14 protein-coding genes and 1 tRNA gene are annotated in these 15,847 nt (G+C 62.8%); 11 read left to right on the forward strand and 4 right to left on the reverse strand.

Features of this window, described 5'->3' with window-relative positions:
• The 8 genes from glmM to phoR all read left to right on the forward strand — a co-directional run.
• The coding region (gene glmM / locus ACTHNZ_RS07855; RefSeq protein WP_440541938.1) for a phosphoglucosamine mutase at positions 1-1,033 on the forward strand (1,033 nt) is incomplete at its 5' end.
• A 263-nt stretch (positions 1,034-1,296) separates the two neighbouring features.
• Positions 1,297-2,328, forward strand: coding sequence for a phosphate ABC transporter substrate-binding protein PstS (gene pstS, locus ACTHNZ_RS07860; protein WP_440541939.1), 1,032 nt, complete (start codon positions 1,297-1,299; stop codon positions 2,326-2,328).
• A gap of 114 nt (positions 2,329-2,442) precedes the next feature.
• On the forward strand, positions 2,443-3,426 hold the full coding sequence (pstC, locus tag ACTHNZ_RS07865; RefSeq protein ID WP_440541940.1) for a phosphate ABC transporter permease PstC: 984 nt from the start codon (positions 2,443-2,445) through the stop codon (positions 3,424-3,426).
• Positions 3,423-4,319 carry a phosphate ABC transporter permease PstA gene (gene pstA / locus ACTHNZ_RS07870; RefSeq protein ID WP_440541941.1) on the forward strand — a complete coding sequence of 299 codons (897 nt, stop codon included), beginning with the start codon at positions 3,423-3,425 and terminating at the stop codon, positions 4,317-4,319. The genes pstC and pstA overlap by 4 nt, the downstream gene beginning before the upstream one ends.
• 15 nt (positions 4,320-4,334) lie before the next feature.
• Complete coding sequence (gene pstB, locus ACTHNZ_RS07875; RefSeq protein WP_440541942.1) at positions 4,335-5,183, forward strand: phosphate ABC transporter ATP-binding protein PstB; 849 nt, start codon at positions 4,335-4,337, stop codon at positions 5,181-5,183.
• Between the two features lie 18 nt (positions 5,184-5,201).
• Positions 5,202-5,906 (forward strand): phosphate signaling complex protein PhoU, encoded by a 705-nt coding sequence (gene phoU / locus ACTHNZ_RS07880; protein ID WP_440541943.1) that lies wholly within the window; start codon positions 5,202-5,204, stop codon positions 5,904-5,906.
• A gap of 32 nt (positions 5,907-5,938) precedes the next feature.
• The gene (gene phoB / locus ACTHNZ_RS07885; protein ID WP_440541944.1) at positions 5,939-6,640 is read left to right on the forward strand and encodes a phosphate regulon transcriptional regulator PhoB; all 702 of its coding nucleotides are present in this window, start codon (positions 5,939-5,941) and stop codon (positions 6,638-6,640) included.
• 96 nt (positions 6,641-6,736) lie between these two features.
• Complete coding sequence (gene phoR, locus ACTHNZ_RS07890) at positions 6,737-8,050, forward strand: phosphate regulon sensor histidine kinase PhoR (RefSeq protein WP_440541945.1); 1,314 nt, start codon at positions 6,737-6,739, stop codon at positions 8,048-8,050.
• A 39-nt stretch (positions 8,051-8,089) separates the two neighbouring features.
• On the opposite strand, the gene ppk1 is transcribed toward phoR, so the two are convergent.
• Positions 8,090-10,153 carry a polyphosphate kinase 1 gene (gene ppk1, locus ACTHNZ_RS07895; RefSeq protein ID WP_440541950.1) on the reverse strand — a complete coding sequence of 688 codons (2,064 nt, stop codon included), beginning with the start codon at positions 10,151-10,153 and terminating at the stop codon, positions 8,090-8,092.
• Between the two features lie 243 nt (positions 10,154-10,396).
• On the opposite strand from ppk1, the gene ppx reads away from it, so the two are divergent.
• Complete coding sequence (gene ppx / locus ACTHNZ_RS07900) at positions 10,397-11,998, forward strand: exopolyphosphatase (protein ID WP_440541946.1); 1,602 nt, start codon at positions 10,397-10,399, stop codon at positions 11,996-11,998.
• A 151-nt stretch (positions 11,999-12,149) separates the two neighbouring features.
• Here ppx and ACTHNZ_RS07905 read toward each other — a convergent pair whose 3' ends face one another.
• Both ACTHNZ_RS07905 and ACTHNZ_RS07910 read right to left on the reverse strand, forming a co-directional pair.
• A complete protein-coding gene (locus ACTHNZ_RS07905; RefSeq protein WP_440541947.1) occupies positions 12,150-12,953 on the reverse strand; it encodes a GNAT family N-acetyltransferase in 804 nt (267 codons plus the stop codon).
• Between the two features lie 205 nt (positions 12,954-13,158).
• Positions 13,159-13,632 carry a SixA phosphatase family protein gene (locus ACTHNZ_RS07910; RefSeq protein ID WP_440541948.1) on the reverse strand — a complete coding sequence of 158 codons (474 nt, stop codon included), beginning with the start codon at positions 13,630-13,632 and terminating at the stop codon, positions 13,159-13,161.
• A gap of 164 nt (positions 13,633-13,796) precedes the next feature.
• Between ACTHNZ_RS07910 and ACTHNZ_RS07915 the strand changes: the two genes are divergently transcribed.
• Positions 13,797-13,873, forward strand: a tRNA-Pro gene (locus tag ACTHNZ_RS07915).
• 306 nt (positions 13,874-14,179) lie between these two features.
• Here ACTHNZ_RS07915 and ACTHNZ_RS07920 read toward each other — a convergent pair.
• Entirely contained in the window at positions 14,180-15,205 is a 1,026-nt protein-coding gene (locus tag ACTHNZ_RS07920) for a J domain-containing protein (RefSeq protein WP_440541949.1), read from the reverse strand.
• Between the two features lie 53 nt (positions 15,206-15,258).
• Between ACTHNZ_RS07920 and ACTHNZ_RS07925 the strand changes: the two genes are divergently transcribed.
• Positions 15,259-15,492, forward strand: a complete 234-nt coding sequence (locus ACTHNZ_RS07925; RefSeq protein WP_440541951.1) for a type VI secretion system baseplate subunit TssF — start codon at positions 15,259-15,261, stop codon at positions 15,490-15,492.
• Positions 15,493-15,847 lie beyond the last annotated feature (355 nt).

Raw genomic sequence — 15,847 nt, forward strand, 5'->3', positions numbered from 1 at the left:
CAATCCTTACTACGACAACGGGATCAAGTTCTTCAGCGCCGACGGCAACAAGCTGCCCGACGAAGTGGAATTGCGGATCGAAGAGCAGCTCGAGCAGCCGCTCGCTTGCGCCGCTTCGGAGCAGCTGGGCAAGGCTCGCCGCTTGGACGACGCGGCGGGGCGCTACATCGAGTTTTGCAAGAGCACGTTCCCCGCGGCGTTCGACCTGCATGGGCTCAAGCTCGTCGTCGATTGCGCGCACGGTGCGGCCTACGACATCGCGCCGCACGTCTTTCACGAGCTCGGTGCCGACATCGTGCCGATCGGCGTGACGCCCAACGGTTTCAATATCAACGACGGGGTGGGGGCGACGGCGCCCGACGCGCTGATCCGCGCCGTGCGCGCGAACCGGGCCGATCTCGGGATTGCGCTCGACGGCGATGCCGATCGCTTGCAGATCGTCGACGCATCGGGCCGGCTCTTCAATGGCGACGAGTTGCTGTACGTGCTCGTCAAGGATCGAATGGCCACGGACGGCCGCGTGCCGGGCGCGGTCGGCACGTTGATGACGAACATGGCCGTCGAAGTGGCGCTTGCGCGCGAGGGCGTGCCGTTCGTGCGCGCGGCAGTAGGCGACCGCTACGTGCTCGAGCAATTGCGTGAGCGCGGCTGGCAGTTGGGCGCCGAAGGGTCCGGGCATATCCTGTCGCTCGATCGGCATACGACGGGCGACGGCATCGTCTCCGCCCTGCTCGTGCTTGCGGCGATCAAGCGCAGCGGACGATCGCTCGCCGAGTTGTTGGAAGGCGTGACGCTGTTCCCTCAGCAGTTGATCAACGTGCGGATGCGCGCGGGTGCCGATTGGAAGGGCAGTTCCGCGATCCAGCAGGCCGTGGCGGAGGCCGAGCGTTCGCTCGATGGCAGCGGGCGCGTGCTGATCCGCGCCTCTGGCACGGAACCCGTCTTGCGCGTGATGGTGGAGGCGAGCCAACGAGACGCCGCCGTGCGTCATGCCCAAGATATCGCCCGTGTCGTCGAGCAGGCGACCTCCTAGGCGGCCCCGGTAGGAGTTGCCGGATCGATCGAAAAGACGCTGCCCTGGGCAGCGTTTTTTTCCGGCTCCGCCGATGCGAGCCCCCGCTTCGCGCCGCTATCTTCGCTCAATTCGTCATAATTTTCGTCTACGTCAGCTTCATCCTTTCGTTCAGTAAGGAAGCTGTCACATGACCTTCATCGATCGTCATATTACTGTCACAGTTTCGACCTACTCTTCGCGGTGTCGCGCTTTCCACGACCACACCACTGGGGGTTAAATCCATGAAATTGATGCAAACCGCGTTCGCTGGCTTGGCTGGCGTGCTCTTCGCCGTTTCCGCGCAAGCCGCCGACATCACCGGCGCGGGCAGCACCTTCGCCGCTCCGCTCTACACGAAGTGGGCAGACGCCTACGCTAAGAACGGCGGGGGCAAGGTCAACTATCAAGGCATCGGTTCGTCGGGCGGCATCAAGCAGATCGAAGCGAAGACGGTCGATTTCGCCGGCTCGGACATGCCGCTCAAGGACGACGAACTCGCGAAGCAAGGCCTCTTCCAATTCCCGACGGTCGTGGGCGGCGTGGTGCCCGCGGTCAACGTGCCGGGCATCAAGGCCGGTGAGCTGACGTTGTCGGGCCCCGTGCTCGCCGACATCTATCTGAACAAGATCACGAAGTGGAACGACCCGGAAATCGCCAAGCTGAACCCGGGCATCAAGCTGCCGGATACGGCGATCGCAGTGGTGCGCCGCGCCGACGGCTCGGGCACGTCGTTCATTTGGACGGACTACCTCTCGAAGGTGAGCCCGGAATGGAAGTCGAAGGTCGGTGAAGGCACGACGGTCAGCTGGCCGACGGGCACGGGCGGCAAGGGCAACGACGGCGTCGCCGCGTTCATCCAACGTCTGCCGGGCGCCATCGGCTATGTCGAGTGGGCCTATGTGAAGCAAAACCACATGGTCTACACGAAGATGAAGAACGAAGCGGGCACGGTCGTCACGCCCGACACGGACACGTTCAAGGCCGCTGCTGCGAGCGCCGAGTGGAACAAGTCGTTCTATCAGATCCTGACGAACGAGCCGGGCAAGAACGCATGGCCGATCGTCGGTGCAACGTTCGTGCTGCTGCACAAGACGCAAGACAAGCCGGCGCAAGGCGCCGAAGCGCTGAAGTTCTTCAACTGGGGCTTCAAGAACGGCAGCGATGCCGTCACGTCGCTCGACTACATCCCGCTGCCGGCTTCGGTGACGGCTGAGATCGAGAAGCAATGGAAGGCGAACGTGAAGGACGCTTCGGGCAAGTCGGTTGCCGAGTAAGCTGTAGCAAGCGGTAATTAGCGGTACGAAGGAAGGCCCGGCAAGGCGGATGCTTTGCCGGGCATCGCCATCGTCTGCGCCCATCCCGGGCGCGGCAACAGCAAACGGGTTTGTATGTCCGACACTCGTCTCATGTCGACGGCCCCGGCCGAACACGCGCAGCGCGCGCCGAGCCAGTTCGGCGACATCGTCTTCGGCAATCTCGCGCGTCTCGCCGCGATCGTCACGTTGTTGCTGCTCGGCGGCATCATCGTGTCTCTCATCATCGAATCGCTGCCGACGATTCAGAAATTCGGTTTGCACTTTCTTTGGACGTCGGATTGGGACCCTCCCACCGACACCTATGGCGCACTCGTGCCCGTGTATGGCACGGTGGCCACTTCGATCATCGCACTCATCATCGCCGTGCCCGTCAGCTTCGGCATCGCGCTGTTCTTGACCGAGCTCTCGCCCGCTTGGTTGCGCCGGCCGCTCGGCATCGCGATCGAGTTGCTCGCCGCCATTCCGTCGATCGTCTACGGCATGTGGGGCCTGCTCGTGTTTTCGCCGATCTTCGCGACTTACTTCGAGCAGCCGATCGGCGCCGTGCTCGGGTCGATGCCGATCATCGGCGCGCTGTTCAAGGGTCCCCCGATCGGCATCGGGATACTCTGTGCCGGCGTCATCCTGGCCATCATGATCATCCCTTACATCGCCTCGGTGATGCGCGACGTATTCGAAGTCACGCCCGTGCTGCTCAAGGAGTCGGCATACGGCATCGGCTGCACGACGTGGGAGGTGATGTGGAAGATCGTCCTGCCGTTCACGAAAAGCGGGGTGATCGGCGGCGTCATGCTCGGTCTGGGCCGCGCGCTCGGCGAGACCATGGCCGTGACGTTCGTGATCGGCAACACGAACTTGCTCGATAACGTTTCTTTGTTTTCGCCGGGCAACAGCATCACGTCGGCGCTCGCGAACGAATTCGCCGAGGCCGGTCCCGGCTTGCACACCTCGGCGCTGATGGAGCTCGGTTTGATTCTCTTCGTCATCACGTTCATCGTGCTGGCCGTCTCCAAGCTGATGCTGCTGCGCCTCGAGAAGGCGGAGGGGGCAAAATGAACGGTCCCACGATGCAACTGCCGGGCTCGGCCAACCCCGACGTATTCGCCGCGACGCGCGATCGCCTGCAGCGCCGCCGCCGCCGGGTCAACGCCATTGCGCTGGCACTGTCGCTCGCCGCGATGGCGTTCGGGCTGCTCTGGCTCGTATGGATTCTCTACACGACGTTGAGCCTCGGCGTGGGCGGATTGTCGCTGACGCTGTTCACGCAATCGACACCGCCGCCGAACACCGATGGCGGGGGGCTTGCCAATGCGATCGTCGGCTCGCTGATCCTCGTCGGCGCCGCGACGGTGCTCGGCACGCCGATCGGGGTGCTCGCCGGCGTCTACCTGGCCGAATACGGCGGCAAGGGCGTGCTCGCCGGCGTGACGCGGTTCATCAACGATATCTTGTTGTCGGCGCCGTCCATCGTCGTCGGCTTGTTCGTGTACGCGATCGTCGTGGCCGAGATGGGGCATTTTTCCGGGTGGGCCGGCGTCGTCTCGCTCGCGCTGTTGCAGATCCCGATCGTGATCCGCACGACCGAAAACATGCTCAAGCTCGTGCCGAACGCGCTGCGCGAAGCGGCATTTGCCCTCGGCGTGCCGAAGTGGAAAATGGTGCTGTCGATCACGCTGAAGGCGTCGATGGCCGGTGTGGTGACGGGCGTGCTGCTTGCGATCGCGCGCATCGCGGGCGAGACGGCGCCGCTGCTCTTCACGGCGTTGTCGAACCAGTTCTTCTCGGTCGACATGAACCAGCCGATGGCGAACTTGCCCGTCACGATCTACAAGTTCGCAATGAGCCCGTTCCCGCAGTGGCAATCGCTCGCGTGGGCCGGTGTGTTCCTGATTACCCTCGGCGTGCTCGGACTGAACATCCTCGCGCGTGCGATGTTCGGCAAGAAATGAGCCACGGAGCGCCTTATGAATATGGCTGAGAGTCACCTGTCCCAAGTCGAGCGCCCCGCCGCGCCCGCCGGTTTCGATCCGGCCCAAGGCGATCGGCCGCTGGCGCCCGCGGCGCCGAAGATCGAAGTCAAGAACCTGAACTTCTTCTACGGCAAGTATCATGCGCTCAAGAACATCAACATGAGCATTCCCGAAGGGAAGGTGACGGCGTTCATCGGTCCTTCCGGTTGCGGCAAGTCCACGCTTTTGCGCACGTTCAACAAGATGTTCGCGCTCTATCCGGAACAGCGCGCCGAAGGCGCCATCATGATGGACGGCGAGAACCTCTTGACGACCAAGCGCGACATTTCGCTGCTGCGCGCGCGCGTCGGCATGGTGTTTCAGAAGCCGACGCCGTTTCCGATGTCTATCTACGACAACATCGCGTTCGGCGTGAAGATGTTCGAAAAGCTGTCGCGCTCGGAGATGGACGACCGCGTTGAGTGGGCGCTCACGAAGGCGGCGCTGTGGACCGAAGTGAAGGACAAGCTGCAGCAAAGCGGCTACGGTTTGTCGGGCGGCCAGCAGCAGCGGCTTTGCATCGCGCGCGGCATCGCGATTCGGCCGGAAGTGCTGTTGCTCGACGAGCCGTGCTCGGCGCTCGATCCGATCTCGACGGGCCGCGTGGAAGAGCTCATCGCCGAGCTCAAGAACGACTATACGGTCGTGATCGTCACCCACAACATGCAGCAGGCGGCGCGTTGCTCCGATTACACTGGCTACATGTACCTCGGCGAGTTGATTGAATTCGGCGATACCGAGAAAATCTTCATCAAGCCGGTCCGCAAGGAAACCGAGGATTACATCACCGGCCGCTTCGGCTGATGAATTAAGGAGACAGCGATGTCGGACAAGCATCTGTCGAGCCAATTCGACGCGGATCTCAATCTCGTCTCGTCGAAAGTGCTGGAAATGGGGGGCCTCGTCGAGGCGCAGATCACGCGCGCGATGCAGGCGTTGAACGATTTCGACATCGACATCGCCGACCAGGTCATTTTGGCGGAGGAAACCGTCAATCGGATGGAAGTCGAGATCGACGAAGAGTGCAGCAACGTCATCGCGCGCCGTCAACCGGCCGCGCGCGACTTGCGCTTGCTGCTGGCGAGCTCGAAGACGATCACGAACCTCGAGCGTGCCGGAGACGAGGCCGAGAAGATTGCCAAGCGCGTCAAGCGTCTGGCGGAAGACGGCACCTCGCGCACGGTCAACATCGCCGAAATCAAGGTTTCGGGCGAGATGGCCGCGTCGATCCTGCGCCGCGCGCTCGACGCGTTCGCGCGGCTCGATACGGTCGCCGCCGCGCAAATCGTGCGCGACGACAAGGCCATCGACGAGGAATTCCGCGCGTTCGTGCGCAAGCTCGTCACGTACATGATGGAAGACCCGCGCACGATTACGGCGGGGCTCGAATTCCTGTTCATCGCCAAAGCGATCGAGCGCATCGGCGATCACGCCAAGAACATCGCCGAGTTCATCATTTACATCGTGAAAGGGACCGACGTGCGCCACCAAGGCCGCGACACCCTCGAGCGCGAAGCCCTTAGTTAACACGTATCAACCGTATCCTGAGGTAGGTGACGATGCCGAGCAGCATTCTCATCATCGAAGATGAGCCCGCCATTTCCGAACTGATTTCCGTCAACCTGCAGCATGCGGGGCATTGCCCGATCCGCGCGTACAACGCGGAGCAGGCCCAGGCGCTGATCAGCGACGTGCTGCCCGATCTCGTTTTGCTGGACTGGATGTTGCCGGGCAAGTCGGGGATCGCGTTCGCGCGCGATCTGCGCAACAACGAGCGCACGAAGCACATTCCGATCATCATGCTGACCGCGCGCGGCGATGAGCAGGACAAGGTGCTCGGCCTCGAAATCGGCGCGGACGACTACGTCACGAAGCCGTTTTCGCCGAAGGAACTGATGGCCCGCATCAAGGCCGTGTTGCGCCGGCGCGCGCCGCAGTTGACCGAAGACGTGGTGGCCATCAACGGGCTCAAGCTCGACCCGGCCACGCATCGCGTCGCGGCGCATGCGTCGGGCAGCGAGATCAAGCTCGATCTAGGTCCCACCGAATTCAGGCTGCTGCATTTCTTCATGACGCACCCGGAGCGCGTGCACAGCCGCACGCAGTTGCTCGATCAAGTCTGGGGCGATCATGTCTTCGTCGAGGAGCGCACGGTGGACGTGCACATCAAGCGTTTGCGCGCCGCGCTCAAGCCCGCGGGGTGCGATGCTATGATCGAAACGGTGCGCGGCAGCGGTTATCGGCTAGCCAAGAGCGCCTGAGCCTGAAAGGCGCCCTCTCGGTGCGCCGCGAGGGGCGGGTGCCGCGGGCCGGCATCCGATGCGGCGCGAATTCGTTATCCGGCTGATTTTGACCACATGAACATCATCTGGGCGCGCTCGATCGTATCGCTCTCGCTGCTCGCGCTCATCTGCGCGGCGATCGCCGCCGTCACGAGCGTGCGCACCGCGCTGTGCTTCGCGGTGGCAGCGCTCATCGCGCAGGCGTTGTTTTCGACTTATCACACGCAGCGCTTGTGGCGCTTGCTCGATGCCCCCGTGTACGGCGAGGTGCCGAGCGCACCGGGGATCTGGGGCGAAATCTACTACCGCCTGCATAAGCTCGCCAAGCGCTGGCACGCACAGGTGCGCCAGGTCGAGCAGCAGCATTCGCGCTTCATTCAGGCGATTCAAGCATCGCCGAACGGTGTCGCGATGCTCGACGATCACGACCAGATCGAATGGTGCAATGCCATCGCCGAGCAGCACTTCGGACTCGATGCGAAGCGCGATCTGCGGCAGCACATCACGCATCTCGTGCGCCATCCCGATTTCGTGCGGTATTTGAACTCGCACGCGTACGAGGAAATGCTGATCATGCGCGGGATGGGCGAGAAGCGGCAGACCGTGCTGTCCGTTCAGGCGTTTCCCTATGGGGAGAATCGCAAGCTCGTGCTGACGGCCGACATTACCGAGCTCGAGCGGACCGACGCCATGCGGCGCGATTTCGTCGCGAATGTCTCGCACGAACTCAAGACGCCGCTCACGGTGCTCTCGGGTTTCCTCGAGACGATGCGCGACCTGCCGCTCGACGAGGGCACGCGCGAGCGCTATCTGGAACTGATGGACCAGCAGGCCTCGCGCATGCGCAACATCGTCGACGACTTGCTCGTGCTCGCCAAGCTCGAGGGCAACGTGAAGCCGCCGAGCGATCAGGCGATCGACATGCGTGCCGTGATCTCGCACATTCGCGAGGACGCCGCGACGCTCTCGGGCGGGCGGCATCGCATCGCCTTCAGCGCGGACGACGGGTTGACGGTAACCGGCGTCGAGACGGAAGTGCTCAGTGCGCTCGGCAACCTCGTGACGAACGCGATTCGTTATACACCGGACGGCGGCTCGATCGACGTCGTATGGAAATCAGCCGGCAAAGAAGCCGTGTTCTCGGTGACGGACACGGGCTTCGGCATTCCGGCGGCCGACATTCCGCGATTGACCGAGCGGTTCTATCGCGTGGACCGCAGCCGCTCGCGCGACACGGGCGGCACGGGGCTGGGCCTCGCGATCGTCAAGCACGTGCTGCAACGGCACGATGCGACGCTCGACATCAAGAGCGAAGAGGGCAGGGGCAGCACGTTCAGCGTGCGTTTTCCGGTGCAGCGCACGACACGGCGTCAGCCAGCTCACGCCTGAGCGGCCGAGCGCTGATCGCCGAACATCGGCTGATGAGGATCAGCAGCCGAACTTCGAGAGCAGGCTAATCTGCGCGTTGCGCGAGGTCTTGCCGGGGCGGCTGCGCCGATAGTGGCCGTCGCTCTGCATGACCCAGGCCGATTGGTTGTCGCCGAGGAACGAGGACAACCCCTCCGCAATGACGCGCCGCTTCAGGCGCCGGTGTTTGATCGGAAACGCCACTTCGACGCGGCGGAAGAAGTTGCGATCCATCCAGTCGGCGCTCGATAAATACACCTGCTCCTGGCCATTGGCGAAGAAGTAGAAGATTCGGTGATGCTCGAGAAAGCGCCCGACGATCGAGCGCACCGAGATATTCTCGGACAATCCCTCGACGCCCGGCTGCAGCGAGCACACGCCACGCACGATAAGGTCGATCTTCACGCCTGCCTGCGAGGCCTCGTAGAGCTCCGCGATGACGGTCGGCTCGAGCAGCGCGTTCATTTTCGCGACGATGCGCGCCTTTTTCCCCGCGCGCGCGTTGTCGGCTTCGGCACGGATGGCTTCGACGAGCTTCGGATGGAGCGTGAAAGGCGATTGCCAAAGGTCGTGCAGCTTCAACTCGCCGCCGATGCCGGTGAGCTGCTGGAATACGTGGTGAACGTCTTCGCAGAGGCGCTGATCGGCCGTCATCAAGCCGAAGTCGGAATACAAGCGCGCCGTGCGCGGATGATAGTTGCCGGTGCCGAGGTGCGCGTAGCGCTTGAGCATCGATTTGCCGTTCTGCGTCGTGCGGCGCACGATCAGCATCATCTTCGCGTGGCACTTGTGGCCGACGACGCCGTAGACGACGTGCGCGCCGACCGCTTCGAGCTGCGCGGCCCAGTTGATGTTCGTTTCTTCGTCGAAGCGCGCGAGCAACTCGACGACGACCGTGACTTCCTTGCCGTTGCGCGCCGCTTCCATGAGCGCGTCCATCAACGGCGAATCGGTGCCCGTGCGATAGATCGTCTGCTTGATGGCGACGACGTTCGGATCCTGCGCGGCCTGCAGCAGCAATTCGAGCACCGGCTGGAAGCTCTCGTACGGATGATGAAGCAGGACGTCGCCTTGATCGAGCGTCTCGAACAGATTGGCCGAGTTCGCGAGTGCGGGCGGCATGGCGGGCACGTGCGGGACGAACTTCAGATCGGGCCGATCGACGAGCTCGGGCAACTGCATGAGCCGCACGAGATTGACGGAGCCGGCGACGCGATAGCAGTCCTTGTCGGCCAGGCCGCTCTCGTCGAGCAGGCGCCGCACGAGGTGCACGGGCGTGTCGGCCGATACCTCGAGGCGCACGGCGTTGCCGAGGTGGCGCGCGGGCAACTCGCCTTGCAGCGCGACGCGCAGGTTCGTGATCTCGTCTTCGTCGACGAAGAGATCGCTGTTGCGCGTGATCCGAAATTGATTGCAGCTGCGGATCACGAGGTTCGGGAAGAGCTCGTGCACGAAGCGCTGCATGAACGAGCTCAGCAGCACGAAGCCGTATGCGAAGCCCGACAACTCCTGCGGCATGCGCACGAGCCGCGGTAGCGCGCGCGGCGCCTGCACGATTCCCATCACGGCTTGCCGCCCGAACGCATCCTTGCCCTCGAGTTCGACGACGAAGTTCAAGCTCTTGTTGAGCACGCGCGGAAACGGATGGGCCGGATCGAGGCCGATCGGCGTGAGCACGGGCAGCAATTCGTCGATGAAATATTCGCGAGCCCACGCCGTTTGAGCGTCGGTCCACGTTTCCCAGCTATGAAAGTAGATCCCTTCCTGTTCGAGTGCCGGTAGTACCGTTTCGTGAAGCATCGTGTATTGCCGATCCACGAGCTTGTGCGCCCGCTCGGCGACGAGATCGTAGACGTGCTGCAGCGACATGCCGTCGGGCGCCAGCGTGCCCGGATTGTCGCGCAACTGCTCTTGCAGCCCCGCCATCCGGATTTCGAAGAACTCGTCGAGATTGCTGCTCGTGATGCAGATGAAGCGCAACCGCTCGAGCAACGGTACCGACGGGTCCGCCGCCTGGGCGAACACGCGCTCGTTGAAGCCCAGGATGCCTAATTCACGATTCAGGAGAGGATAACGCAGCGACATCGGCAGCAAATGGTGAGAAGGGTCGGATGAGGGAACGAACGGGCGCTCGGACATTCTCATAGTTCGATGTCATTTCGATGAAAAGTCATACTGTCACCCATTCTACGGACATTGCTGCGACTTTGACCACCGGGCCAGGCCCGGTTGTATGCTATCGGCAGCGCCGGCGGCCGTGAATGCCTGCGCACGGCTTGCGCGGCGACGCCATATTCCTGCACCGGCGCGAAATGCTATGCGCTTAAAATGGCGTCTTTGAACACTGCGCAGCGGCGTGCGCGCCGGCGCCTTTCCGGCCCGCACGCCGCCGTGCGTGAACAGGAGCTCTCTTTCCTAATGCCCAATACCCCGCACCTTCTTGCGTCCGTCGATCTCGGCTCGAACAGCTTTCGGCTCATCGTCGGCCGCGTCGAGGAAACGCCCGCCGGCGCGCAGATCTATCAGGTCGACGCATTGCGCGAGCCCGTCCGGCTGGCCGCGGGACTCGCGGCCGACAAGATGCTCGATCGCGCCTCGCAGGTGCGCGCGTGGGATGCGTTGAAGCGCTTCGGAGAGCGACTGCGCGATTTTCATCCCGACCACGTGCGCGCCGTCGCAACGAACACGCTGCGCGTGGCCAAGAACGCGTCCGAGTTTCTCGTCGAAGCGCAAAACGCACTCGGATTTCCGATCGAAGTGATCGCGGGGCGCGAAGAGGCGCGGCTCATTTATGCGGGGGCGGCCCATTCGGTGCCGGCCATTTCCGGCAAGCGGCTCGTCGTCGACATCGGTGGCGGCTCGACCGAGTTCATCATCGGCCAGCACTACACGCCGCTCGTCATGGAAAGCCTGTACATCGGCTGTGTCAGCCACAGCCGCGCGTTCTTCCCGGCCGGCAACGTCGACGAATACACGATGCGCCAGGCCGAGCTCGCGGCCAAGCGCGAAATCCAAATCATCTCGCGCGAGTACAAGCAGGCGGGGTGGGACCAGGCCATCGGCTCGTCGGGCACGGCGCGAGCGCTGGCCGAACTCGTCGAAGCGAACGGCTTCAATGACCCCGGCGTCACGCACGGGATTTCGCGCGGCGGCCTGGAGCGGCTCAAGCGCGCCTTGATCAAGGCCGAGAACGTCAATCGGCTCAAGCTCGTCGCGCTCAAGCCCGATCGCGTGCCCGTGCTCGCCGGCGGCTTGTCGATCATGCTCGCGGTGTTCGAGGAACTCGGCATCGATTATGTCGATACGACCGACGGAGCATTGCGTCTGGGCGTGCTGTACGACCTGCTGGGCCGCACGCAGCACGAAGACATGCGCGCCGTCACGGTCGAAGGCTTCATGCGCCGCTATGGCGTCGACCGTGCACAGGCCGAGCGCATCGGCGATCTCGCGATCGCGTTCTACGATCAACTCGGCGAGTCCGACACCGAACGCGTGCAGGAAGCGCGGATGTTTCTCGGGTGGGCCGCCGCGTTGCACGAAATCGGGCTATCGATCTCGCACAGCGCCTATCACAAGCATTCTGCCTACATCGCGAGCAATGCCGACATGCCTGGGTTTTCCCGCACCGACCAAGCCCGGCTTGCCGCGCTCGTGCTGGGCCATGCGGGGAAGCTCGGCAAGGTTGCGCAAACGCGCGAAGTCGAATGGCCGCTGCTGTTCTGCCTGCGGCTTGCGGCGCTGCTGTGCCGCCGACGCACCGACGTCGGGCTGCCCGGCATACGCGTCGCTAACTCGAACGGCGGCTACGAGGTGCGCCTGCCGAACGCATGGGTGGCCGGCAATCCGCTCACCGACTACAGCTTGATCCAGGAAGCGGCGGAGTGGGAGAAGATCGGGATGCGCTATCGCGTCATCTATACGGACGAATGACCTCGCTCGCCGCGGGCATCGCCGTAGTTTTCGACGGAGAAACCGCAAGAACGAACGGCCCGCATGCAGCAATGCATTCGGGCCGCTTTTCATATTCGCCGGAGGGCGCGCGGGAGGGGGAAGCGGCGCGTCCGTTCCCGCGCATCGACTCTTAGCCGAGGAAATGGCGGGCGTAGCGGGCGTTGATGTCCGAGAGGCGGAACAGCGTCAGGAAGTCCGCGCAGTTGAAGTCGGGGTCCCAGGCCGGCGCGCCGCAAATCTTCGCGCCGAGGCGCAGGTAGCCTTTGACGAGCGGCGGCGGTGCGACGCGCGCGCCCGTGCGCAAGTCCTCCACGGGCAGCGGCGTATGCGCAAACGCGCGGTATTCGGGGCTCGTCAGCGCGCTTTCGCGCAGCGATTCATAGAGGTTCGCCGCGAAGTGGCCGCCGTCGGCCATCGGCACGCTCGCGCAGCCCAGCATCGTCTCGTAGCCGTTTTGCATCATGTACGTGCCAAGGCCGCCCCAGAGCGACATGATGACGGAGCCGCTGCGGTAGTCGGCGTGCACGCACGAGCGCCCCACTTCGACCATCTTCGAGCGCAGGTGTGCGAGGCGCGACAGGTCGAATTCGCCTTCGGCGTACAAGCGCCCGATGCGGGCAGCTTGATGCGGCGGCAACACGCGGTAGGTGCCGACCACTTTCAGCGTTTCCAGATCGCGCACGAGCAGGTGATCGCAATAGGCATCGAATGCGTCGATGTCGAGGCCGGCGGGGCCGGATACGCTTGCGCCCATCTCTTCGGCGAATACGCGGTAACGTAGGCGCTGCGCTTCGCGAAGCTCCTCGTCGGTGCGCGCCCAAGCCACTTGCAGACGATGCTCTTGCGTGATGGTTTCTTTTTCACGCGGCAGACGGCGGCGCGAATCGAGCGGAATCGAAGCGAGGGGCAGGGTGGGCATCGGCAGATCTCGCATAGGGATTTCCTGGTTCCTAATGACTATGAAAGGAATGTCCTCGCCAATGTAGTAACGAGGCATGACGGTTGCATGGCAAACCTGTGTCGAAGCGATGACATGTCGCGCGGCGGACACGCGGCTTTCATCATGAGGGCCGCGTTCGGTCGGATGTTCGGATGGTCGGATGGTCGGAGGTCGTTCGACGCGCGGTCGTGCGGTCAAGTCAGATGAGATCGGGTGGCACGACTGCGCGAACGATGACTTGCAGTGCCCCGCCGCGACGCGCGTCGCCTCGCTCGCGGCTCGCGAGCCACCACAGCGCGCCTTTCTTGATCGTCCATTCGGCCGCTTCGCCTGCCACGAGCTGCGAGGCGATGAGGCCGAGCGTGGGTTGATGCCCGACCACCAATACGGTTTGGGCGGGGCCGTCCGGCCATTGCGCGGCGGCGAGCACAGCCTCGGGCGCCGCGCCCGGGCCGATGCTGTCCACCGTGCGGTATTGATCGGTCAGGGATTCGACGGTTTGGACCGTGCGCGCGGCAGGGCTGGCCAAGATCACGGTGTCGGGCGGGAGCCGCTGGCGCAGCCATTTGGCGGCCGCCTGCGCTTGCTTGCGTCCGCGGGCGGTGAGTTGGCGCGCGAGATCGCTTTGCGCGGTGTCTTCGGCTTCCGCGTGGCGCCAAAGAATCAAATCCATGTCCTTGCCTCCTTATAGCGTTGGGCGCCGTGGCGCCGTCGGTCATCGGATGCAACTGGCGAACCTGGGGGCCGACGATATGGGAATATCGCGACCGCTTTAGCAGACTAGGCAGATTAGGGATTGACCTCCCGTCGATAACACGGCTAGAATCCACGGCTCGTCGGAGCGTAGCGCAGCCTGGTAGCGCATCTGATTTGGGATCAGAGGGTCGTAGGTTCGAATCCTATCGCTCCGACCAGGAAAATCAAGGGGTTGCAGTCGCATTGGCTGTAACCCCTTTTCCACTATTGGGTTCATGTAACTGCTGTGTAACGGGATTTCATCAACGTGGAGAGCGGCGATCTCCTGTCGGTCGAACGCTTGAATGCGCTTCATCACCTCCGCTTCGCGTGCCACGTTTCCCCGAAAGTTGGTCCACATATTCGAGACTGCCGTAGCCAACTCTACGGCGAACAATGCCGTCGAAGGGCTCCCACTGGTTTTGTTTTCGTTTTCGCTGTTGGCTGGCATCGGTGCCTCTGGCCGCTCGTCGCGGCGGTCTCGCTCAGAACGCTGCATCAGAAATAGGGTGGGTCCTCATCGTTCCGCCAGGCACAGCGTAAAGCGTGATCGCCACATTAGAAAATTCCAGTCCGTCGCCTGTTTCGCGCTCCGTTATATCGAGGGGATCGGTCTCTTGCTTGCTGCCGTCGTCCAGATACTCGTAGCGTAGGTCGTAAAGGCCGGGCGTGATGTCCTTCAGCGTGAACGTTGCGCCGGCTGGGATATAGACCGCGCGCACCGGCTGATTGCCATACCACAGCTTCGCGAAGACGTCGCCCGAGCCGTTGTGGATGGTCAGCGTCGAATGGCCGGTCGCATTGCCTACCGGCACGTTCGACAGATAGCCCGCGACAACCGGCCAGGACGCACCATAGGGGTCTAGCGCGGGCCGCACGTATATATGCTGCTGTGCTGCTCGTGCAGCGACTTTCGCCGCTTCAATCTTCGCTGATTCCTCGCCCTGGTCGGCACTCGTTATTGGGGTGTAACGCGACGGGTCGGGCACCCCATTCACCATTTGCATCGGCTCCACAGGCGCGACGGGTTGCGGTGGGGCGGGAATGGGCGCTGGATTAGCAACCTGCCGTCCGTATGGGTCGCGCGGTTGCGCGGGGAAGAAATAGTCGTGAACGCTCCCGACCATCGCTACAACAGCGCCGATCGCAAATATCCACATAATCGGATTTCTGAAGACAATGCGCACGAACAGGCACAAGTCCTGCCACGGGCCGTCCTTCACTTGCGGTTTCGGGGGAACCGCAGGCGCAGGGGGCGATTCTTCACGTTCGGCAGCGGGCGGCCGTTCCGCTGCCTCAATAGCCTCGTCATGTATGTGCCGACGCTCGGGGTCGCTCAAGACCTCATACGCGTCGTTAATGATCTTCATGATGCGCTCAGCGTCGCGATCACCTGGATTCTTGTCGGGGTGATATTTCTGGCTGAGCGAGCGATAAGCGGCGCGAATGACCTCGATCGGCGCATCGCGCGCGACCTTGAGGTTGTCGTAGTGGGTATGGATTTTCCCCATTGAGCTAAAGTCGAAAGTGGCGTGGGGGGAGTTGAGGCGGGAAGTTGAAGGCGGTGGAGGTTTCAGCTGAGGATCTGATTGTCGAAGTCGGAAACCCCGCAAAAAACAAACCACAGGCGCAGCACATCGATGGTATCACGGGCTTAAAGCACCGGTCGGTCATGACGCTCATCGCGAGAAAGCCGCAGTCGGCCATGGTGCGGGGGATCGAGGTCACGCTGGAAATCGACGAGCAACGCTTTGTCGCGCATAGCGTCGCCGTGTTCTCGCGCGCGATGGAGCAGTGATGGGCGGGACGGGGCTATTGTGAAGAGCAGAGTTGTTGAATTGGAAATAATTGCCGCAAACACATAAATATGTCGGCAATATTTGCTTCTCGCGCTTCCGGTCAATCCTAACAATGCTCTGGGTATTCGGGTTCGAAGAAAACGTGTGTAAAATCGCCCGCCTCTGAATGCCGGGTTCTTCGTCGGGCTTGCCAATGAATACCAACTTGTCTGTCCAAGATCTGCGAAAGATCGCCACGGGGATGCAGCACAACCGGCTATTGACGCTGTCGTTCCCGGATGACAATGCCCCGTACGAGATCCTATTGGTGAATCGCCTCGAAGGCGAGGAATCGCTTTCGCGCGATTTCCGATT

Source organism: Trinickia sp. (genome assembly GCF_051953955.1).
Taxonomy (GTDB): Bacteria; Pseudomonadota; Gammaproteobacteria; order Burkholderiales; family Burkholderiaceae; genus Trinickia.